An 18310-nucleotide genomic window follows, 5' to 3' on the forward strand; every position below is an offset into this window, starting at 1 on the left:
GACCATGGTCGGGTACGTGAGGCAGCGCACCAAATCAGCAGGTTTTGTCCTGTGCGGCCCGGCCGACAACCGGAAATGATCCTTCCGGTTGAGCTGTCGGCGGCGAATCCTCCACTACGGCCAGGGCGTCGGCGCCCACCGGAACCTGCGGGCCCTGGCCCTCGCGCAGCCAGCGCCGCAGGACCTGGTGGACCTGTTCCGCGCCGACCAGTTCCCCGCCGTCCGCCACCGGTTCACTGAGGTCGAGGGGCGAGAGCAGGAAGGGGTGCGACTGCTCGCCGCCCAGTCCGCCGTGCGAGCCGATCTGCTCCTCGAAGGCGTGCACCTGGCCGGTGGCCGGTTCGTACATCGAGTTGACCATGATGTCGGCGGTGTGCGGAAAGGTGTCCGTGCGCCGCACGGCGTCGGCGGCGCCGCGCCCGAATCCCTTCAACGGGCCTTCGCCGTCGGCGAGTTGGGCCAACGGCACCTCGCTTCCGGCCCGGCCGAGCAGCACGGCTCCGTGTTTCTCGCTGCGTACGAGGAGGAAGCCGATGCCGGGGTGGCTCGCCAGGGTCGCGAGCAGCGCGGGGTGGCGGCGGTCGATCTGCTCGCGGGTCAGACGGCCCTCGGCGTCGGGGAAGGAGATCAGGCCGAGGTTGCCGGAGGCGAGCACGACCGGTTCGGACTCGGGCTCCGGCGGGTGCGCCTCGCCCTCCTCGACCGGCCGGTGGAGCGCGACCCGCACCGCGTACCTGGCTTCCGCGCCGCTACGGGTGCGGCGGGCCCGGCGCGGCACGGGCAGTCCGCAGCCGGCCCGCACGAGGTTCTTCAGGGTCAGCCCGAAAGCGCTCTCAAAGGTTTCGCCGGGGCTCTGGCCGTGATCGGACAGGAGCACGATCCGGTAGGGACGCGGGGCCTGCTCGGCGGCACCGGCGATGAGGGCGAGCGACCGGTCCAGGCGCCTGAGGACCTGGTCGGTGTCGCGGCCGCGCGGCCCGGAGTGGTGGGCGACCTCGTCGTAGGCGACGAGGTCGGCGTAGACGGCGGTGCGTCCGGCCAGCAGGTCACCCATGACGGCGGCGACGACCACGTCCCGCTCGACGACGGTCGCGAAGGCGCGGATGAGCGGGTAGAGGCCGCCGCGTTTGATGCGCGGGGTCTCCTTGCGGATCCTGGCCCGCGTCGACTGGACGAGCTCGCGCCCGACCTCGGCGACGAACGAGCCCGCGGTGCGCACCGCGTTGGCGGGGTCGGAGAAGTAGGCGAAGTATCCGGCGCGAGAGCGGTTGCGGCGCCCGCGCCGGGCGGCCACCGTCAGGACGAGGGCCACCTGCTCGGCCCCGCCGGAGAACAGGTTGCCGCGGCTGGCCCCGTCGAGGGTGAGCAGTCCGCCGTCGCCGGTGCGCTCGACGGCCCGGCGCTGGAGTTCGACGGCGGAGGCGGGCCGGTTGGAGACCATCACCTCGCCGCTCTCCTTCTCGTACCAGCGGAACGCCGGCACGTCGAAGTTGCTGCCGTGCAGGATGCCGAGCTGGCTGGCGCCGGTCTGGCTCGACCAGTCGGTGCGCCAGGGGGTGAGCCGGTGGGTGCCGCGCAGCCAGGCGGCGACGGTCGGCATCAGACCGCTGTCGACGGCGTGCCGCAGGGTCTGTTCACCCACCCCGTCCAGCTGGATGAAGACGACGCCCGGCGGCTGCGGCACCGCGTCGAGGCCGCGCCTTCGCCTGCTCCGGTCGGCGAGGCGGGAGAGCCTGCGGCGGTAGGCGTCGTCGTCGCGGACGGCCAGCGCGGTCGAGGTCGCCGACGCCACGGCCGACATGACGGCCGCGACGATCACCGCGGTCTCGGGCTCGGCCGCGCCGTGCCCGGTCGGGATCAGGCGCAGGGCGACCAGCAGCAACGAGCCGTTCAGGAAGAACACCAGAAGGCCGAGCACGAGCGCGGGCACCAGCAGGAACGCCCGCACCACCAGCGGCCACACCAGCGCGCTGAGCAGCCCGAAGGCGCCCGCACCCCACGCCGCGGTGAGCGCGACCCTGGTGATGCTCTCGCCGTTGTCGGAGGTGAGCTTGAAGTCGGGCAGGATCCCGGCGAGCAGCATCATGGTGAGCGTCGAGACGACCCACACCACGATCACCCGGAGCAGGGCGCTGCCCGCCGTCCGCCATCGCCCCACTGCCGCCCGCCTCTCGCCTGGCCCGTTCCCTCCCCACCCTGCCATAAGGGGAGGTCGGGGCCGTGGCGTCGCCTTGCGGCGGGGACGTTCGCGGGGTCAGCAGCCGTCGTATCCGGCGGTGGGCATCGACAGGCGGCGGTGGATGTGCGCCTTCTTCGAGGCGTCGTAGTCCGGCTCGTCCAGGCCGGCCGTCTCCAGACGCACACCGCGCCGCGCGCACTCGGCGGAGAACTCCGGCACGGACGTCAACGCCCTTGCCAGCACACGGTCGTTGGGCGCGACGAACACGTCGACGAGGCCCGCGTCCACGTCCGCCCACAGGCCCACGTGGTCCGGTCGCAGACCGTAGAAGAGCAGCTGGCTGGTGACGACGTATCCCTGAACCGCGGCCCACTTCGCGCACATCTCGTGCTGGCTGCGGGTGTCCACGAGGAAGGGGTCGAGATCGAGTTCCTCCAGCGGGGTCAGGCTGGCGATCGTCGCCACACGTACGTCGTCCATGTCGTCCCCCTGCACGAGCTGCCGGGGGCCGACCCTACTCCCCCGCCCCTTCCTCCACAGCGGCCCGGCCGTGCTTTGCGCGCGGGGAGATTTAGGCTCGTCATCGATCGTCATCAATCGTCGTCGAGCCGAGAAGAGGTTTTCGTGCCGGTGGAGATCACCTGGTGGGGTCATGCCACCTGCACGATCGAGGACTCCGGGGTGCGGCTGCTCACGGATCCGCTCTTCGCGCGCCGCCTCGCGCATCTGCGCCGGCGCCGGGGCGCGGTCCCGCCGCCGGAGGCCGCCGTGGCCGACGCGGTGCTCGTCTCGCACCTGCACTCCGACCATCTGCACCTGCCCTCGCTCGCCCGGGTCGCCCCTGGCACCCGGCTGGTCGTCCCGGCCGGGGCGGCGCGCTCGGTGCCGGGGCTGCGACGGCTCGGGGCGCACGTCACCGAGGTCCGGGCCGGGGACACCGTCCGGGTCGGGGACCTGCGGGTACGGGCCGTGCCCGCCCGGCACGACGGGCGCAGGCTGCCGATGGGAGCGCATCGCTCGCCCGCGCTCGGCTATGTCGTCGAGGGCGAGGCCAGGACGTACTTCGCCGGGGACACCGGTCTCTTCGACGAGATGGCACCGGCCGTCGGACCGGTGGACGTGGCGCTGCTTCCGGTCGGCGGCTGGGGTCCGTACCTGGGGCAGGGCCACCTCGACGCCGGTCGCGCGGCGGAGGCGCTGGCCTCGCTGGGAGCGCTCTCGGCGGTGCCGGTCCACTACGGCACGTACTGGCCGATCGGCATGGACGGGGTGCGGCCGCACGAGTTCCACGCGCCGGGCGAGGAGTTCGTACGCCAGGCCGCCCGGCTCGCTCCGAAGGCGGCGGTGCACCGGCTCGAACACGGCGAGAGCGTGCGGATCGAGGCCACCCGATGAGTACCGACCGACTGCTCGCCCTCGCCACCGTGGTGACGCCCGAGTCGACCCAGCAGGCCGCCGGCTACCCGACCCTCTTCGTCCTGGTCGCCCTCGGGTCGCTGCTCCCGGTGGTGCCGACCGGCGCGCTGGTCTCGACGGCGGCGGTCGTGGCCTTCCACCAGACCGCCTGGTTCTCGCTGCTCCTGGTGTTCGGCGTGGGGGCGCTGGCCGCGTTCCTCGGCGATGTCGCGCTGTACTGGCTCGGGCAGCGCGGGGTGCACTCGAAGAACGGCTCGCGCTGGCTGGCGGCGCTGCGCGGGCGGGTCGCCCCGGACCATCTGGAACAGGCCCAGCGCAAGCTCGACGACCACGGGGTGGTCGTCCTGGTGCTGTCCCGCCTGGTGCCGGCCGGACGGATCCCGGTGATGCTGGCCTGCCTGCTCGGCGGGATGCGGCTGCGGGCGTTCATGCACGGCGACATCCCGGCGTGCCTCGCCTGGGCGGGCGCGTACGGCCTGATCGGCATTCTCGGCGGCTCCCTCTTCGACGAGCCGTGGAAGGGCGTGGTGGTCGCCGTCGTCCTGACCCTCGTCATCAGCGGCGCACCGGCGGGGTGGCGGTGGCTGCGACGGCGGCGCGGGCGGGTCGCGCCGGAGGGCGGGTGAGGTGGGCCCGGCCGTGAAAGACAGCGCTCTCAAGCGCCCCCACCCCGGGCCCACCCCCTCCCCGGCACGGCCTCGCCCTCTCAGGGTTCGGCCAGCACCCTGGAGCCCCCGACCGCCAGGTCCCACAGGTCGTCCCGGGGGTGGCCGGCCCGCGCCCAGGCGGCTCTCACGCGGGTAAGCGGTTCCAGGACCGGTTCGGCGGACAGGACGAAGGCCGCCCAGTGCATCGGCGCCATCCGCCGGGCGCCCAGGTCCGCGAAGGCCCGTACGGCTTCCTCCGGGTCGGTGTGCACGTCCTGGAGCCACCAGCGCGGGGCGTACGCGCCGATGGGGAGCAGCGCCAGATCGATCCCGGCGTACCGACGGCCGATCTCCTCGAACCAGTGGCCGTACCCGGTGTCCCCCGCGAAGTAGAGCTTGCGCTGTCGTCGGTCGCCCAGGATCCAGCCGCCCCACAGCGATCGGCAGGTGTCGGTGAGACCGCGCTTGGACCAGTGGTGGGCCGGTACGAAGTCGAAGCGGACGCCCTTGTATTCGGCCGCCTCCCACCAGTCGAGCTCGGTGACGTGGTGGAAGCGGCGGCGCCTGAACCATCGGCCGAGGCCTGCCGGGACGAAGAGCGGGGTGTCGCGCGGGAGCCGTTTGAGCGTGGGGGCGTCGAGGTGGTCGTAGTGGTTGTGGCTGATGACGACGGCGTCGACCGGCGGCAGATCCTCCCAGCGCACCCCGACCGGGGTGATCCGGGGCGGGATGCCGAGGATGCGCCGCGACCAGACGGGGTCGGTCAGGACCGTGAGCCCGCCGATGCGGACGATCCAGCTGGCGTGCCCGGCCCACGTCACGGCCAGGGTGTCGGTGTCCGCCGCAGGCAGCGGCCCCGGCGCGAACGGCAGGTCGGGGATGGCCCGCAGCCCCTCGGGGCGCGGCCGGATGGCCCCCTCGCGGGCGAGCCGGGCCATGGCGCGCACGCCGGGGAGCGGGGCGGTGAGCCGGTCGGCGAAGGAGCGCGGCCAGCGGCGGAGCTCCCCGAGCGGGCGCGGCGCCGCAGGCTCCTGCGGCTGGGACGGCTCCGGCAGCTCCGACGACCCCGGCAGCTCCGGCAGCCCTGGCAGCTCCGACGACCCCGGCAGCTCCGGCAGCCCTGGCAGCTCCGACGACCCCGGCAGCTCCGGTAGCTCCAGCAGCTCGGAGGGCCTCCCCGCCTGTTCCGTCCGCTCCGTCACCTGGTCCGTCGGTGCCGCCTGTTCCGTCACCTGGTCCGACTGGTCCGTCATCTGGTCCGTCATCGGGTCCGTCATCGGGTCCGTCTGTTCCGTCTGTTCCGTCTGTTCCGTCTGTTCCGTCATCGAGGCAACTCCGTTCGGTGGCGTCGCACGGGTCAGCGCAGTTCGGTGAGTACAGCGGCGAACCGGCCCAACGCCGCGTGTACGTGCGGCAGTTGGAGCGGGTCGGCCGCTTCGAGGGAGTCCAGGCGCTGCTCTTCGGTCGCGCCGAGGAGCGGGCCGGTGGAGAGGCGTACGCGCAGGGCGCCGAGTTCGTCGCCGAAGCGGTGGCCGCCGAAGGCAGAGGCGGCGAGGCGGGCCGTCAGGTACTCCTCCAGTTCCATGGAGTCGGTGACACCGTGGGCGGCCAGGCGGGCGCGGAACGGGCCCAGGTCGACGTAGAGGTGACGGCCGGCCTGCGGGGGCCTGGCCAGGGCGCCGGCGTCGAGCACGGCCTGGTGGGCGGCCGCCGCGACACGGCCGTGCAGAGCCGCGGCCCGGCGGGTCCGCTCGACGACCGGGGCCGGTTCGGTGAGGGCCAGGGCGGCCGCGGCGGCCAGCGGCGCGGCGACGACGGCGCCGAGTGCGGCGAGGACGTCCAGGGTGCGGGCCCGGCGCGGGGCGTTGGCCACGGTGTCGGGGAAGCGGGCGACGGCGGCGGGCCAGCCGGGCGGGGTGAACGCGCCGCCGAGGTCGGCGAGGACGGTCACGTCCTCGGGGCACATCTCCGCAGGACTGATCGGGACCGTCTCGTGCGGGTGGTGCACGGTGTCGCGCCAGGTCTCGTCGCTGATGATGTGCAGCCCCTCGCCGACGGCCGCCTCACAGGCCTCCCGCACCGTCTCGGGCGGCGCGACCGTGGCGGTCGGGTCGTCGGCGACGCAGAGCAGCAGGAGCCGGGGCCTGCCGCCCTCGGCCCGCACCCGGCGGACGGTTTCGAGCAGGGCGTACGGGTCGGGCACGCCGCCGCACTCGGCCGGGGTCGGCACGTGGTACGAGGGTCTGCCGAGCAGCCGGGCCTGCGGGCTCCACCAAGCGGGGCACGGCCGGGGCATCAGGACGTCGCCGCCGTAGGCGCCGAGCAGGGCGATCAGAAGGGCCTGGGCGCCGGGGGCGGCGGCGACCCGTTCCGCCGGGGTCGGCAGGCCGCGCCGCAGCCAGTAGCCGCGGGCCGCCTCGCGCAGTTCGGGGCCGCCGCCGGGCGGCTCGGGTTCGGTGCACCCGGCGGCGGAGGCGAGGGCGGCGGCGAGCTCGGGGAGCACGGGCAGTCCGGGTCCGGGCGCGGGCGGGCCGTAGCGCACCGGCCCGCGCCCTTCGGCCGCCGTCCCCTGCATCCCGTTTCCTCCTCGGGCCCTGTCCGGCACGAGCCACGCCTCGCATGCCTTTCATGCCTTTATACGGAGGTTTGGCCTGCCGCGCCGCTCGTGCGGGCGATGCGGGCACCCTGCGGCGACGCACGGCGGCGACGGGGTCAGCGGTTCGGGCCCGCGAGGGCGGACAGTTCGGATTCCAGGCCGCGCCCCTTGGCGCGTACGACCGCGTCGGCGACTTCGGCGAGCTTGCGGTTGGTGCGCTGCGAGATGGTGCGGAGGAGGCCGAAGGCCTGGGCGGCCTCGCAGCCCAGGACGTGCATGACGATGCCGCTCGCCTGGTCGATGACCGACCGCGAGCGCAGCGCCGTCTCCAGCTGCTCGACCTCGGCGAGCGCGGCGCGGTAGCGGCGGTCGCGGAGCAGGCCGGTGGTGATCTCGTCGACCAGGATGCCGACCGGCCCGCGCACGCTCTGTTCGAGCGAGCCCGGCCGGTATCCGTAGAGGCTGACCGTGATCTCGATCCCGGACCGCCGGTAGGGCAGCGTGACGCAGGAGCGTACGCCCGATTCGAGGGCGAGGGCTCGATAGCCGGGCCAGCGGTCCTCCGTCAACAGGTCTTCGGTGTCCACGGGTTCGCCCGCCTCCAGCGCGCTCGGGATCGGACCGTCGCCGCAGGCGAGCTGGACGGAGGCGAGGGGCGCGAGGTCGGGGTGGGTGGCGGTGATCCGGCGTTCGGCGCCGCTGCCGGTGATGGTGGCGACCGCCCCGCAGCAGGCGGGCGCGCAGCGCACGGACTGCTCGGCGAGCTGGGAGAGCCGCCGGGCGGTGGTGGTGGTCTCGGGTTCCTGGTGTTCCGGCTCGGGCAGCATCGCAGAAACCTCCTCCTGCTGCGGCTGCCCGGCGCGTGCCTCCCGAAACGGCGGGGGCCCGGCATGCGCCTCCCGAAACGGCGGGGGCCCGGCGCGGGGGTGAGGAGTTAGCTTGATTCCATGACGCAGACGCAGGACGGCTTCGGCGAGGAACTGGCTGACTTCGTCAGACGGGTGGGCGAGCTGCGCACCGCGCGCGCCCGCCCGGCCGGGGAACAGTCCGTGGTGCTGGACGCGGCGCTGTTCGAACTCCAGCATGTGGCCGAGCAGTTGTGGCCGCGCTATGAACGGATCGCGGCCGGATCGGGTTCCTCCTCCCCCGCCGAGCGGCAGGAGCGGCAGCTTCTCAAGGCCCTGTTCCAGCGACTGCCGCTGCCGGTGGCGCTCATCGACCGGGAGACCGTCGTACGCAGGCTGAACTTCGCGGCGACCGGCCTGACGGGCGTACGGGCCGGCTATGCCACGGGTCGCCCGCTCGCTTCCCTGCTCACGCCGGACGACCGGGCCGCGTTCCGCTCGCAGGCCGCCGCGGTGGCGCGGGGCGAAGGCGATCGGGGACTCACCGTGCGTCTTCAACAGCGGCCGCACGAACCACTGTTGGCCACCTTGACCTCACTCCGTCCGCCGGACGTGACGCAGTCCGCGGTGCTCGTGGTGTTCCAGGCGGGCAGTGCGCACGGCTCGGCGGCCGCTCCCCCGCCGCCGGAGCTTCCCGACCTCGCGGAGTCGGTGCGGCACGCCGAACTCATCGACGTCGTCGACGCCATGGCGGCCGCGCTGCTTCAACTCGCGTCCGGCGCAAGAGAGTCGGTACTCAGAGCGGCCGCCGGGGTGTTGTGCGGGCGGTTCGCCGATTGGATCGTGGCCGACCTGGTCGACGACGGGCTGCGGCGCGTCACCGTTCTGGGCCCCTCGGATCCGGCGGCGGCCCCTCTGCTGCGCGCGGTGGCCGGCCAGGACCCGACGGGCTGCCCGCTGGTCCTTGAGGCCGCGCGGGCAGGGAACGGGGCGCTCCAGGTGCAGCCCGAGGACATCGAGGGTTTCGGTCACGATGCCACGGGAACGCCGGTCCTGGCCCGCGCCGAGGTGTCGTCCCTGATGTGCGTGCCGCTGGGGGCGCCCGGGCCGGTGGCGGGGGTGCTCACCGTGTTCCGTACCGGGCCTGCGCGGCCCTTCTCGATGGCGGAGGGCCGGGCCATGGATGTGATGAGCCGTCATATCGCTCTGGCTATGCGGCGTCCGTCTCCTGACGGGACGACAGAGTCGTCTGCGTGCGCTTCGGTTGAAGGTCGCGACGGGTCCTTCCCGGACGCGTCGCCTTGTTCGCCCGAGGAGCCGGCTGCTCCGGCACGGCCTGGTCCCCCAGGGCCTGGTCCCTCAGCCGGCCGCAGCATCGGGTGATCAGCCGGGACACGTGCATCTGCGAGATCCCGAGGTCCTCGGCGATGCGGCGCTGGGTCATGTCCCGGAAGAACCGCATGTAGAGGATCTTCCGTTCACGCTCGGGCAGGCAGCGCAGACCCGGCTTCACGGACTCGCGGTCGACGACGGTGTCGAGGGCGGGGTCGGCGCTCCCCAGGGAGTCGCTCAGGCTGTATCCGTCGTCGCCGCCGGGGAGTTCGGCGTCCAGGGACAGCGCGCTGAAACTGCCGATGGCTTCGAGGCCGGCCCTGACCTCGTCCTCGGTCAGCCCGGTGTGCGCGGCGAGATCGGCCGTGCTGGGCCGCTGGGCGCCGCCGTTGGCAGCGAGCTCCTGCGTAGCCGCTCGCACCCGTCCCCTCAAGTCCTGTACGCGGCGCGGCACATGGAGGGTCCACATGTGGTCGCGGAAGTGCCGCTTGATCTCGCCGGTGATGGTGGGCACGGCGTAGCTCTCGAAGGCGGCGCCACGGGTCGGGTCGTACCGGTCGACGGCCTTGACGAGGCCGAGCGCCGCGACCTGGCGGAGGTCTTCGAGGGCCTCGCCCCGGTTGCGGAAGCGCCCGGCGATCCGCTCGGACATGGGCAGCCAGGCGCGGACGAGGTCCTGGCGCAGGGCTTCCCGCCCGGGGCCGTCGGGCAGCGCCGCGAGTCGCTCGAAGGCGGCGGCGGTTCTGGGCGCGTCGTCGTGCGGGTGCCTGTGGTTCGCCGTGCTGGTGTCGGTACGCATATGCGATCCAGCTCCCTGGAACGGTGCGGCGGTTGACGGTCACCGGGGAGCCTTCGGCACGGGCGGCGGGGCACGCCCGGAGCGGGCAGCCGCTCCCACGGACGTGCCTCCGGTCCGAAGCACGGGATTCGCCTGCCCGGGCCCTGCCGGGCCAAACGGGGCCCGAACCCCAAGGAAAGGGAAAGCGTGTTTCCCGCGCGCCGTTGCCGGTACCCGGTGCGGGCGAGGACAGCCCTGGGCGCCGCCGGGAGGCTTTCGTCCCGCAGGGCTACCACGCGGCCGGCTGCGGGCGGAGGCAAGACGTACACCGGCCGGACGCTCACGGGACACCGGCGAACGGGACACCGGCGAACGAGATACCGGCGAACGGGCCGGGCCACCCGCGCCCGCCCGGCCCCGGCCGTGCCGCGTCCCCGGGAGTCGAGCCCCAGGTCGGGGCGGGTTGGGCGAGGGGCTGCCGGGTAGTCGCGTGCCATGACTGAGTCTCCTTGGCACAAGCGAATCGGCGCCCGGGACCGGGCGCTCTTCAACTTCGCGGCCACCCGGCACTGGCCGGCCGCCGAAGCCGTGCTGCCCCGGCTGAGCCGCTCCGCCAACCACGGCGTCCTCTGGTTCGCGACGGCCGCAGCCATGAACGCGACCCGCTCGCCCCGGGCCCGCCGCGCGGCGTTGCGCGGCGTCGCCTCGCTCGCGCTGGCCTCGCTGACCGTGAACACCGTGGCCAAGCGGTCGGTGCGCCGGGCCCGGCCGCTGGCCGACGCGGTGCCGCTGGTACGGCAGTTGAAGCACCGCCCGATCACGACGTCCTTCCCCTCCGGCCACTCCGCGTCCGCCGCGGCGTTCGTCGCGGGCGTCGCTCTGGAGTCGCGGGCGTGGGGCGCGGCCCTGGCTCCGCTGGGCTTCTCGGTGGCCGCCTCCCGTGTGTACACCGGGGTGCACTATCCGGGCGATGTGCTGGCGGGGGCGGCGCTCGGCGTGGGCGCGGCCTTCGCCGTGCGCGGGCTCGTACCCCTCGCGCACATCACCGGGGGTGGGGCCCAGACGTCGTCAGCCCCGGAATCCCGAATCAGGGCGTCGTCCCCCTCGGACGAACCGTCGGACGAATCGGTCGGATGACCCGGCTCGTCTACCTCGGGAGCAGGGGCCCGAGCGGGCCGAGGTCGATGTTGAGGTCCTCCGGGCGCAGCCCGAACTTCGACCTCAGTTCGCCCATCCGGTTCTCCAGGAGCATGAGCGTGAGCCCGATCCGCTCCTCCTGGTCCTCGGTGAGCTCGCCGGTCTCCACGCGGCGCAGGGCCTGGCGCTCCATGAGCTGCCGCAACAGTTCCACAACGGTCAGGACGAGCCGCGCCAGATCGCGCTCCACGGTGTCGGGGTCCAGTTCCACCCGGCGCCGGGTCCCGCTCCCCGCCGCCCGGTCACGTACAGGGTCGCCCTCCTCCGTCCGGTCACGTACGGACTCGGCCCCCTCCGCAGCGTCGCGCGACGGCTCTGCCGATCCCGGTTCACCCAGCGCGTGCGCGGTCACGTCGTTCAGCAGGTCGTCGATCACGCGGGCTCCTCGGGGTCGACATCCTGGAAGGGGGACGGGACTTCGGCGCTGACGGAACTCACCAGGGCGTTCAGGTCGATGCGCACGAGGTCCACGTCCGCGATCCTCAGCGTGAGGTCGCCGGTGATGACCACGCCGCCGGCCAGCAGCCGGTCGAGCAGGTCGACCAGGGCGATCTCGCGCTGCGCCAGCGCGTCGCCGTCGTTCACGACTCCCCCTGGTCCGGGCCGTCGTCCGGGCCGCCGACGAAGGAGTACGGCGCCCAGGGTCCGGTCAGCTCCACCCGGACGCCCTCGCCCTGCGGGGTGCGGTCCCGCACCGTCGCGACGAACTCGTCGCTCCGCTCGCGCGGTACCAGATAGGCGGCGTTGAGCACGTTCTCACCGGGCGCGCCGGAGAGCCGTCCGCTCTGCGGCGGGTGCAGGCGCCCGGCCTCGGCGCGCTCGCACAGTTCGGCGTGCAGGGCGCGGGAGAGCGCTCCCGCCCGCTGCCAGCTCTGGTCCCGGTTCTGGCGCTGACCGAGACGTCGGCGCAAGTAGTCCCTTCCAGTGGCGGCCGTCAACTCCGGCGCGGGTGCGAGACGTTCGGGCGGTGCGGGCTCGGCGTACACCTTGACGCCCCACTCGACGCGCCCGTCCAGGCGCTCGATGGCCGACTCGAAGCGGGCGCTCCCGGAGTCGAGGAGCCTGCGCACCCCGTCCTCGTCCCGGCACACCGTCGCGAGCCTGAGTGGCACGGGGCAGGACACCGTGGCGAGGGCGGCGATCACCGCCTGGTGGTTGCGGGCGACCTCGGAGAGCCAGTCCAGGTCTTCCAAGTGGGCGCGGAGCGGGGCCGCGTCGAAGTGCTCGGCGGGGACGCGGCTCACCGCGGCGCACAGTCCGCGGTGCTCGATCAGCGCGGGCGGCTGTCCGTCGAGAGCGCGTACGGCGTCGGGGAGCGCGGCGGTGAAGGGGCGCGTCACGGCGTACACGTACAGCAGCTCGCCGTCGTTCATCGGTCACCGCCCTCGTCCGGTGCGGAGCTCGTGCCCTGTCGCGTCTTCTCCTGCGGCTCCTCCGCCTTCGCTGTCTTCTGCGTCTTCGCCCCGGGGGCGGTCCCGCGGGCGGTCTCGGGAGCGCTCTCAAGGGGGCGGGAGGCCGCCTCAAGGGCTGCTATTCGGGCCTTCAACTCGTCTTTCTCGCGTGACAGTTCGCGGCGGCGGGCGCCGGTGGAGAGGGCGGGGTCGTCCTCCCACCAGTCGATGCCCATTTCCTTCGCCTTGTCGATCGAGGCGACGATGAGCCGCAGCTTGATCGTGAGGAGTTCGATGTCGAGGAGGTTGATGCGGATGTCCCCGGCGATCACGATTCCCTTGTCGAGGACGCGTTCGAGAATGTCGGCCAGGTTCGCGCCGCCGCCATCGGGCTGGTACGCGTCGGGAAATCGTGCCGGGGTCGCCATCAGGTCCTCCGCGGATCGGCCACGCCTTGGGCGGGGTGCTCGAGCCGGTCGAGGAGCTCGTCCTCGCGACGGTCGAACTCTGCCTCGTCTATCTCACCGTTCGTCAGTTGTTGTTCCAGTGCCGCGAGTTCGCGGCGGACCGTCGCAGGGTCGTAGTACTGCCGCTCCGCCTCCGCGGCGACCTGCCCGAGCACCCAGAAGGTGCCGCGGACGGGCGCCGCGGGAAGCAGCAGCAGTGACTTCAGGAGACCCACGGCTTCACCCCGTGAAGCTGTAGGGCGGCAGCGGCCCGTGGACCTGGACGACGAGGTGCGGGGCACGCTCGCGCAGGGCGTCGACGGCGGCCACGAACGCGGCGGCGCCGTCGCGCGGCACGAGGTAGGAGATGTTGGCGAGCCAGCCCGTGGACTGCGGCCCGGGGCTGCGTTCCTCGGCCGCGCCGTCGAGAGCGCTCTCGACGAGGAGGGCGTCGGAGGCCTCGCGCTGCTGCACGGCCGCGGCGATGCGCTCTCCGAGCCGCAGCTTGTCCTCGTAGCTGCCGCCGCCGGCCTTGCGGTTCGCCTCGCTCAGCGCCCTCAACTCGGCGTTCTCCGCGAGTACTTGATGAAGGACGGCCTCTTCGTCATGGGTGGCCTTCACGTTGTACTCGACCTTGCCGTCGAGCGCTTCGAGCCGCTCCAGATAGCGCTCCTCGTGCTCGGCGAGTACGGCGCGCACGGCCTCGTCGTCGGCCGAGACACCGCCGAACCGCATCGGGAGCACGGCGCCGCCCGCGCCCGCCTCGGCGAGCACGTTCTGGTGGGCGAGCAGGTCGCGGCGCTTGGGCCTGAGCCCTTCGGGTGCGTCGCTGACCAGCGCCACCAGATCACCCTGCTCGACCGTACGGACCGGGCGCGGCGGGTCGCCGATGCCGCCCATCCGCTCCGGCAGGCGGCCGTGGCCCCGGCGGGCGATGCCGTAGACGTACGTGGTCATTCCTGCTCCTCCTTACGGCGCGTGGTGGTGCGACGGGACCGGGGGCGAGGCGATTCCTCGCCCCCGTCGCGCGCCTCCTTGAAGGCCTCGGAGATGGTCTGCGCGGCTCCCGAGAGCGCTCCCTTGGACTTGCCGCGGGCGCCGGACTCGGTGATCTCGCCGACCAGGTCGGGCAGGCCGGGGCTGCGCTTCGGGCCCGCTTCCAGGTCGAGGCGGTTGCACGCCTCGGCGAACCGCAGATAGGTGTCGACGCTGGCGACCACGACTCGTATGTCGATCTTGAGGATCTCGATGCCGACGAGGGAGACACGCACGAACGCGTCGATCACGAGACCTCGGTCGAGCACGAGTTCCAGGACGTCGTAGAGGCCACTGGAGCCGCCGCCACTGCCGCTTTGTTGTGCCGGGACAACCGTCATGGTCTCCGGCCCTCCTTGTCTGTTGGCGTCAGGTTCTGTGTCGTCTGGCTTTGCCGTCCGGCTTCGTCGGTGGGGTGGGTCGACGGGCTCTGTCGGTGCGCCCTGTCGTTGGACTTCGCCGTCGGGTGGTCGGGGTGGTTGCTGTCACTTCGCGCGTGGTTCGCGGGCCGCCGCCTGCGCCAAAACTGCTGGCGGGCGGGTCAGTTGCCCTTGTCGGCCCGGCCGCGTTCGTAGCGGCGCAGCCTTCGGTAGCCGGTGAGTTCGCCCTGCGGGTCCAGCTCCACCTCGTAGGAGGCGAGCAGGCTCATGGTGTCCGGGACGCGGGACAGTTCGAGGACCTCGATCCTCAACTGCCAGCCGTCCTCGCTGCGTTCGAAGGAAGAGACGGACTCGGCGGGCATGCCGATGAGCTCGGAGAGCTGGGCTCGGGCGCCCCGCAGGACCTCCATCGCGCTCGGGAGGCCGTCGTCCTCACGGCTCTTGGCCGCAGTCGTCCCAGCGGTCTTCTTCGCCGCGGTCCTGGGCGACGCCTTCGATTCGCTCTCGTCTTTGTCGACCACGTTCACCTCCCGGGTTGAAAGTCCGGGTAGCCGCTGAACGCCGGATCAAACCCTCCGCGCGCGGTCAGCGGCCGGTGTCACGGGGTGTTGCGCAAGGGGCTGTGCGGCGGCTCGGGGCTGCCGGGCGGGGTCACCGACGGCATGACGGGGGCGCCCGGCGGCACCCCCGGCTCCAGGGGCGCGGCCGGCCGGTCGGGGAGCGCGCTCCGGCTGCCTCGTGCGCCCCGGCTCAGCAGGGCCGTCGCGCCGAGCAGGAGCACGGCGACGATCAGCGCTGCCGCCCAGTAGGGCAGCGCCATCGCGAGGACGAGGAGCAGGAACGCGGTGAGCGCGGCGCCCCCGTAGAGCCCGGCGGCGCCGGCTCCCGCGTACATCCGCGCGGCTCGGCGCTGCTTCTTGGTCTGTTCGCGCAGCTCGTCCCGGATGGCGTCCCGGACGACCTGGGAGAGCTGCTCCGGCAGGTTCGGCAGGTTCGTGTCCATGGCGTCCGAGTACCCGTCCGGGCGTTCGGCAGTCCAGCCGAACCCTTTACGCGTGTCCACATCCCAAGACGTGGATCTCATTATCTGGAGGGCGGCTCTAGAGTGGACTCACCAGTGGGGCGGTTCACCGCACGGCCACGGCGCGGCCGTGCGGTGTGCCGCTCACCGTCGAGTTCTCGGAGAGGGAGTCCGCCCATGTCCCAGGAGACGCCCCCGGCCACGCCGGGCGAGACCGCCGTCTACACGCACGGCCACCACGAGTCGGTACTGCGCTCGCACACCTGGCGCACCGCCGCGAACTCGGCGGCGTACCTCGTCGGTGAGCTGAAGCCGCACATGCGGGTCCTGGACATCGGCTGCGGGCCGGGCACCATCTCGGCGGACCTGGCGGCGCTGGTGCCCGACGGGCATGTCACGGCGGTCGACCACGCGCCCGGCATCGTCGAGCAGGCCCGCGCGCACGCCGCCCAACGCGGCCTGGACAACATGTCGTTCGCGGTGGCGGACGTGCACGCGCTCGACTTCCCCGACGACACGTTCTGCGTGGTCCACGCCCATCAGGTACTGCAGCACGTCGGCGACCCGGTGCGGGCGCTGCGCGAGATGCGCCGGGTCACCAAGCCGGGCGGCATCGTGGCGGTGCGGGACAGCGACTACGGCGCCTTCACGTGGTTCCCCGCGTCGCCGGTACTGGACGGATGGCTGGAGCTGTACCACCGGGTGGCCCGGGCCAACGGGGGCGAGCCGGATGCGGGGCGCCGCCTCAAGTCCTGGGCGCTGCAAGCCGGTTGTACCGACATCACGGCCTCCGCGAGCACGTGGTGCTTCGCGACCGAGGAGGAGCGCGCGTGGTGGGGCGGGCTGTGGGCGGACCGCACGGTCGCCTCCTCGTACGCACGGCTGGCGGTCGAGGGCGGCCATGCCACGGCGGACGAGCTGGCCGCGATCTCCGGCGCGTGGCGGGAGTGGAGCACCCGGGACGACGCGTGGTTCATGGTGCCGCACGGCGAGATCCTCTGCCGCGTGTGACCGGCCGGCCCGCTACGGCGTGCGGACCACGCGGGGCGGGCCGTCCGGTGAACTCGGCCCGGGCGAGACCTGGTTCGGACCCGGGCTGCGGGCGGGCGGGACCGGGGCCGGGTCCAGGGCGCTGCCGGGCAGCAGGGCCACCAGGCATACGGCCACCACGGCGGCCGCGACGCCGAGTGCGGCGAAGGCGGCCCTGCGCACTCGGCGGACTCCCCAGCTCCGGCCCTGCGGCGGCGGGTCGCGCCGCAGGTCGGCGTGGGTGACGAGGTCGCTGCGGGCGAGCAGCGCCGCGCGCACCCGGCCATCGGTCGCGAACCGTCGGTCCTCGGTGTTCGGCTTCATCGGGCAGCCTCCCCCAGTCTCTTCTCCAGGACGTCCAGTGCGCGGCTCGCGGTGGACTTGACCGTGCCTCGGGACAGGCCGAGGGTGTCCGCGATCTGCGCCTCGGTGAGCTCCGACCAGTACCGCAGCACCAGCACCTCGCGCTGACGCTGCGTCAGCCGACGCATGGCGTCGAGGACTTGACGGTGTTCCTCGGCGAGGAGCAGCCGTTCGTCGACGGGCGCGCCCGCACCCTGGTGGGGCGGGGTGTAGGCGCGGGAGGTGCGGCGTCTTCGCAGCACGGAGCGCGCCGCGTTGACCACGGCGGTACGCAGATACGCCCCCGGGTCCTGGAGCCCGCGCAGCGAGGTGCCGTAGCCGCGGCACACGGCGGCGAAGGCGTCCTGGACGACGTCCTCGGCGGTGGGCAGATCGTCCACCAGGAACAGCGCCAGCCGCACCATGTCGAGCCGGCGCGCCAGGTACAGCTCGGTCAGGTTGGGCGGCGGTTCGTCGTGGCGCACCGTGTCGTACGGCCCGGGGACCGCGCGCGGCCGGCGCGGCCGCGCGGGCGCCTGACCGGTGCGGGACACGCGCGCGAACAGCCGGGACCACCAGGGCGATCGCGACGAGGTGAGTGGGGCGTGGGGCAGGGCGTACTGCATGGGCCTCGATCCGTGTCCGGGAGGGCGGGCCGGCGAGTGACCGCCGGCCCGCCCCGTGGTGCTGGCGCTACTTGCCGACGCCGCTGCCCGGCTTGATCACCTTGGGTGCGACATCGGAGGACGATCCGGCGGCGGGCTCGGCCACGCCGGCCCCCTTGTCCGCGCCGGCTCCCTTGCCCGCGCCGGTGACCTTGGCGGCACCGGACGCGCCGGTGGCCTTGGCCGCGCCCGAGGCGCCGCCGCCGGCCGTGGAGACGGCCGGGGCCGAGTCGCCGCTGGTGGCGGCCTTGGGGGCGGCGGGCTTCGGGCCGGTGTCGGCGGCGGCCTGCGCGGCGAAGGCGCCGCCCAGGAGCAGTGCGACACCGGTGACGGCGGCGCCCAGGAAACGGGGGCGGGTGCTGCGGTCGCGCTTGACGTGCTGGGACATGGAACTCTCCGGGGAAGTGGGAAACACGCTCGGAACGAACTGCTGAAGGGCGCCTTCACCCCACCAGACGTGCGGCGCCCCCCGGGGTTGCGACCGTGTCCGGGAAACTTTTCGCGGCGCACGACCGGCGGTGCGCCTCGGGTGCCGCCTCAGGTGCCGCCTCAGGTGCCGCCACGGTCGGCGGTGGCGTCCGGACGGCCGGATCCCCTGCCGGGGACGATCTCCCCCAACTAGGCTTCGGGGCATGGAGATTCTGGGCACAACGCTGCGCATCTGCGTCGACGACCTGGAGAGCGCGATCGTCTTCTACGAGCGCGTCACCGGCAGTCAGGCGCTCCGCTTCGACCGGGGCGGGGTGTCCGTCGCGGCCGTCGGGGCCTTCCTGCTGATGAGCGGCCCCGAGGAGGAGATCGAGGTGCTGCGCAAGGTGGCCGCGACGGTGGCCGTCAAGGACGTCGACGAGGCCCACAGCACCTTGACGGCGGCGGGCGCCCACGTCATCGCGGGCCCGGTGGCGACCCCGGTGGGCCGCAACCTGATCGCCCTGCACCCCGACGGCTCGGTCTTCGAGTACGTCGACCGCAAACCGGCGTACTGACCCGGGAGGGGTGCCGCTGGGGGCA

General features: G+C 73.4%; 22 protein-coding genes and 2 pseudogenes. 6 read left to right on the forward strand and 18 right to left on the reverse strand.

From position 1 onward, the window contains the following. Positions 1–34 precede the first annotated feature (34 nt). Positions 35–2203 (reverse strand): phage holin family protein, encoded by a 2169-nt coding sequence (locus ACFYZA_RS33175; protein WP_388494366.1) that lies wholly within the window; start codon positions 2201–2203, stop codon positions 35–37. A gap of 51 nt (positions 2204–2254) precedes the next feature. Further along, on the reverse strand, positions 2255–2659 hold the full coding sequence (locus ACFYZA_RS33180) for a hypothetical protein (RefSeq protein WP_388494367.1): 405 nt from the start codon (positions 2657–2659) through the stop codon (positions 2255–2257). 144 nt (positions 2660–2803) lie between these two features. Here ACFYZA_RS33180 and ACFYZA_RS33185 point away from each other — a divergent pair, with 144 nt between their 5' ends. Both ACFYZA_RS33185 and ACFYZA_RS33190 read left to right on the forward strand, forming a co-directional pair. Next, positions 2804–3574: an MBL fold metallo-hydrolase gene (locus ACFYZA_RS33185; RefSeq protein WP_382598480.1), complete on the forward strand. Its 771-nt coding sequence runs from the start codon at positions 2804–2806 to the stop codon at positions 3572–3574. Then, positions 3571–4221: a DedA family protein gene (locus ACFYZA_RS33190; RefSeq protein WP_388494368.1), complete on the forward strand. Its 651-nt coding sequence runs from the start codon at positions 3571–3573 to the stop codon at positions 4219–4221. The genes ACFYZA_RS33185 and ACFYZA_RS33190 overlap by 4 nt, the downstream gene beginning before the upstream one ends. Positions 4222–4301: 80 nt before the next feature. Here the strand turns inward: ACFYZA_RS33190 and ACFYZA_RS33195 are convergent, their stop codons facing one another. The 3 genes from ACFYZA_RS33195 to ACFYZA_RS33205 all read right to left on the reverse strand — a co-directional run bounded on the left by ACFYZA_RS33195 (position 4302) and on the right by ACFYZA_RS33205 (position 7665). After that, on the reverse strand, positions 4302–5567 hold the full coding sequence (locus ACFYZA_RS33195; RefSeq protein WP_388494369.1) for an MBL fold metallo-hydrolase: 1266 nt from the start codon (positions 5565–5567) through the stop codon (positions 4302–4304). A 32-nt stretch (positions 5568–5599) separates the two neighbouring features. Further along, positions 5600–6817 (reverse strand): aminotransferase class I/II-fold pyridoxal phosphate-dependent enzyme, encoded by a 1218-nt coding sequence (locus ACFYZA_RS33200; RefSeq protein WP_388494370.1) that lies wholly within the window; start codon positions 6815–6817, stop codon positions 5600–5602. A 137-nt stretch (positions 6818–6954) separates the two neighbouring features. Then, positions 6955–7665 carry an ANTAR domain-containing response regulator gene (locus ACFYZA_RS33205; protein ID WP_388494371.1) on the reverse strand — a complete coding sequence of 237 codons (711 nt, stop codon included), beginning with the start codon at positions 7663–7665 and terminating at the stop codon, positions 6955–6957. A 120-nt stretch (positions 7666–7785) separates the two neighbouring features. Between ACFYZA_RS33205 and ACFYZA_RS33210 the strand changes: the two are divergent. Next, positions 7786–8313: pseudogene (locus tag ACFYZA_RS33210) on the forward strand (PAS domain-containing protein); the annotation flags it as partial. A 580-nt stretch (positions 8314–8893) separates the two neighbouring features. Here ACFYZA_RS33210 and ACFYZA_RS33215 read toward each other — a convergent pair. After that, entirely contained in the window at positions 8894–9814 is a 921-nt protein-coding gene (locus ACFYZA_RS33215; RefSeq protein ID WP_388494372.1) for an RNA polymerase sigma factor SigF, read from the reverse strand. Positions 9815–10288: 474 nt separating this feature from the next. Between ACFYZA_RS33215 and ACFYZA_RS33220 the strand changes: the two are divergent. Continuing rightward, positions 10289–10900: pseudogene (locus ACFYZA_RS33220) on the forward strand (phosphatase PAP2 family protein); the annotation flags it as partial. 40 nt (positions 10901–10940) lie between these two features. Here ACFYZA_RS33220 and ACFYZA_RS33225 read toward each other — a convergent pair. From ACFYZA_RS33225 to ACFYZA_RS33265, 9 genes are all read right to left on the reverse strand, one after another. Further along, positions 10941–11201: a gas vesicle protein K gene (locus ACFYZA_RS33225; protein WP_100575206.1), complete on the reverse strand. Its 261-nt coding sequence runs from the start codon at positions 11199–11201 to the stop codon at positions 10941–10943. A gap of 161 nt (positions 11202–11362) precedes the next feature. Further along, positions 11363–11557, reverse strand: a complete 195-nt coding sequence (locus ACFYZA_RS33230) for a gas vesicle protein (protein ID WP_388494466.1) — start codon at positions 11555–11557, stop codon at positions 11363–11365. 14 nt (positions 11558–11571) lie between these two features. Beyond that, on the reverse strand, positions 11572–12363 hold the full coding sequence (locus ACFYZA_RS33235; RefSeq protein ID WP_388494373.1) for a GvpL/GvpF family gas vesicle protein: 792 nt from the start codon (positions 12361–12363) through the stop codon (positions 11572–11574). Further along, the gene (locus ACFYZA_RS33240; RefSeq protein ID WP_388494374.1) at positions 12360–12809 is read right to left on the reverse strand and encodes a gas vesicle protein; all 450 of its coding nucleotides are present in this window, start codon (positions 12807–12809) and stop codon (positions 12360–12362) included. Before ACFYZA_RS33240 ends, ACFYZA_RS33235 begins: the two co-directional genes overlap by 4 nt. Next, positions 12809–13063, reverse strand: coding sequence for a gas vesicle protein GvpG (locus tag ACFYZA_RS33245; protein ID WP_382598497.1), 255 nt, complete (start codon positions 13061–13063; stop codon positions 12809–12811). Before ACFYZA_RS33245 ends, ACFYZA_RS33240 begins: the two co-directional genes overlap by 1 nt. 4 nt (positions 13064–13067) lie before the next feature. Beyond that, the gene (locus ACFYZA_RS33250; protein WP_388494375.1) at positions 13068–13784 is read right to left on the reverse strand and encodes a GvpL/GvpF family gas vesicle protein; all 717 of its coding nucleotides are present in this window, start codon (positions 13782–13784) and stop codon (positions 13068–13070) included. Further along, complete coding sequence (locus ACFYZA_RS33255; protein ID WP_100575201.1) at positions 13781–14203, reverse strand: gas vesicle structural protein GvpA; 423 nt, start codon at positions 14201–14203, stop codon at positions 13781–13783. The genes ACFYZA_RS33250 and ACFYZA_RS33255 overlap by 4 nt, the downstream gene beginning before the upstream one ends. Positions 14204–14403: 200 nt before the next feature. After that, the gene (locus tag ACFYZA_RS33260; protein ID WP_382598501.1) at positions 14404–14763 is read right to left on the reverse strand and encodes a gas vesicle protein; all 360 of its coding nucleotides are present in this window, start codon (positions 14761–14763) and stop codon (positions 14404–14406) included. 77 nt (positions 14764–14840) lie between these two features. Then, a complete protein-coding gene (locus tag ACFYZA_RS33265) occupies positions 14841–15245 on the reverse strand; it encodes a phage holin family protein (protein WP_388494376.1) in 405 nt (134 codons plus the stop codon). A 195-nt stretch (positions 15246–15440) separates the two neighbouring features. Here ACFYZA_RS33265 and ACFYZA_RS33270 point away from each other — a divergent pair, with 195 nt between their 5' ends. Then, positions 15441–16274, forward strand: coding sequence for a class I SAM-dependent methyltransferase (locus tag ACFYZA_RS33270; RefSeq protein ID WP_382589680.1), 834 nt, complete (start codon positions 15441–15443; stop codon positions 16272–16274). Positions 16275–16286: 12 nt separating this feature from the next. Here ACFYZA_RS33270 and ACFYZA_RS33275 read toward each other — a convergent pair whose 3' ends face one another. The 3 genes from ACFYZA_RS33275 to ACFYZA_RS33285 all read right to left on the reverse strand — a co-directional run bounded on the left by ACFYZA_RS33275 (position 16287) and on the right by ACFYZA_RS33285 (position 17687). Then, a complete protein-coding gene (locus ACFYZA_RS33275) occupies positions 16287–16616 on the reverse strand; it encodes a hypothetical protein (RefSeq protein ID WP_388494377.1) in 330 nt (109 codons plus the stop codon). Then, positions 16613–17260 carry an RNA polymerase sigma factor gene (locus tag ACFYZA_RS33280; RefSeq protein WP_388494378.1) on the reverse strand — a complete coding sequence of 216 codons (648 nt, stop codon included), beginning with the start codon at positions 17258–17260 and terminating at the stop codon, positions 16613–16615. Before ACFYZA_RS33280 ends, ACFYZA_RS33275 begins: the two co-directional genes overlap by 4 nt. 67 nt (positions 17261–17327) lie before the next feature. Beyond that, positions 17328–17687, reverse strand: a complete 360-nt coding sequence (locus ACFYZA_RS33285; protein WP_388494379.1) for a hypothetical protein — start codon at positions 17685–17687, stop codon at positions 17328–17330. Positions 17688–17931: 244 nt separating this feature from the next. Here ACFYZA_RS33285 and ACFYZA_RS33290 point away from each other — a divergent pair, with 244 nt between their 5' ends. Then, on the forward strand, positions 17932–18285 hold the full coding sequence (locus ACFYZA_RS33290) for a VOC family protein (RefSeq protein WP_382589689.1): 354 nt from the start codon (positions 17932–17934) through the stop codon (positions 18283–18285). Positions 18286–18310 lie beyond the last annotated feature (25 nt).

Origin of the sequence: Streptomyces sp. NPDC001828, assembly GCF_042892175.1 — a bacterium.
Classification (GTDB): Bacteria; Actinomycetota; Actinomycetes; order Streptomycetales; family Streptomycetaceae; genus Streptomyces.

Bases quoted from the DNA above. Each gene is read 5' to 3' on its own strand.
- ACFYZA_RS33175 (WP_388494366.1), bottom strand. From the start codon at position 2,203: ATGGCAGGGTGGGGAGGGAACGGGCCAGGCGAGAGGCGGGCGGCAGTG.
- ACFYZA_RS33180 (WP_388494367.1), bottom strand. From the start codon at position 2,659: ATGGACGACGTACGTGTGGCGACGATCGCCAGCCTGACCCCGCTGGAG.
- ACFYZA_RS33190 (WP_388494368.1), top strand. From the start codon at position 3,571: ATGAGTACCGACCGACTGCTCGCCCTCGCCACCGTGGTGACGCCCGAG.
- ACFYZA_RS33195 (WP_388494369.1), bottom strand. From the start codon at position 5,567: ATGACGGAACAGACGGAACAGACGGAACAGACGGAACAGACGGACCCG.
- ACFYZA_RS33200 (WP_388494370.1), bottom strand. From the start codon at position 6,817: ATGCAGGGGACGGCGGCCGAAGGGCGCGGGCCGGTGCGCTACGGCCCG.
- ACFYZA_RS33205 (WP_388494371.1), bottom strand. From the start codon at position 7,665: ATGCTGCCCGAGCCGGAACACCAGGAACCCGAGACCACCACCACCGCC.
- ACFYZA_RS33215 (WP_388494372.1), bottom strand. From the start codon at position 9,814: ATGCGTACCGACACCAGCACGGCGAACCACAGGCACCCGCACGACGAC.
- ACFYZA_RS33235 (WP_388494373.1), bottom strand. From the start codon at position 12,363: ATGAACGACGGCGAGCTGCTGTACGTGTACGCCGTGACGCGCCCCTTC.
- ACFYZA_RS33240 (WP_388494374.1), bottom strand. From the start codon at position 12,809: ATGGCGACCCCGGCACGATTTCCCGACGCGTACCAGCCCGATGGCGGC.
- ACFYZA_RS33250 (WP_388494375.1), bottom strand. From the start codon at position 13,784: ATGACCACGTACGTCTACGGCATCGCCCGCCGGGGCCACGGCCGCCTG.
- ACFYZA_RS33255 (WP_100575201.1), bottom strand. From the start codon at position 14,203: ATGACGGTTGTCCCGGCACAACAAAGCGGCAGTGGCGGCGGCTCCAGT.
- ACFYZA_RS33265 (WP_388494376.1), bottom strand. From the start codon at position 15,245: ATGGACACGAACCTGCCGAACCTGCCGGAGCAGCTCTCCCAGGTCGTC.
- ACFYZA_RS33270 (WP_382589680.1), top strand. From the start codon at position 15,441: ATGTCCCAGGAGACGCCCCCGGCCACGCCGGGCGAGACCGCCGTCTAC.
- ACFYZA_RS33275 (WP_388494377.1), bottom strand. From the start codon at position 16,616: ATGAAGCCGAACACCGAGGACCGACGGTTCGCGACCGATGGCCGGGTG.
- ACFYZA_RS33280 (WP_388494378.1), bottom strand. From the start codon at position 17,260: ATGCAGTACGCCCTGCCCCACGCCCCACTCACCTCGTCGCGATCGCCC.
- ACFYZA_RS33285 (WP_388494379.1), bottom strand. From the start codon at position 17,687: ATGTCCCAGCACGTCAAGCGCGACCGCAGCACCCGCCCCCGTTTCCTG.
- ACFYZA_RS33290 (WP_382589689.1), top strand. From the start codon at position 17,932: ATGGAGATTCTGGGCACAACGCTGCGCATCTGCGTCGACGACCTGGAG.